The 222-nt window shown below is 67.6% G+C and carries 1 protein-coding gene; it reads left to right on the top strand.

Annotated features, from left to right (window positions below; all coding sequences use genetic code 11):
* On the top strand, window positions 1-222 hold a 222-nt coding region (locus BN358_RS24355), incomplete at both ends, for an N-6 DNA methylase (protein WP_157593513.1).

Genomic DNA, 222 nt, shown 5'->3' with positions numbered 1-222 from the left:
GCCGGCGGCAACGCGAACTACGCCTGGCTGCAGCACATCATCAGCAAGCTCGCTCCCAAAGGTCAGGCCGGGGTTGTGCTGGCGAACGGCTCGATGAGCACCAACTCCGGCGGCGAGGGTCAGATTCGCGCCCGGATCGTCGAGGCCGACCTGGTCAGCGCCATGGTGGCCCTGCCCACCCAACTGTTCCGCTCGACCGGCATCCCGGTGTGCCTGTGGTTC

Origin of the sequence: Sedimentibacter sp. B4, assembly GCF_000309315.1 — a bacterium.
Lineage (GTDB): Bacteria > Bacillota > Clostridia > Tissierellales > Sedimentibacteraceae > Sedimentibacter > Sedimentibacter saalensis.
Note: the sequence above shows the minus strand (reverse complement) of the source record. Positions and strands in the feature narration are given on the sequence as shown.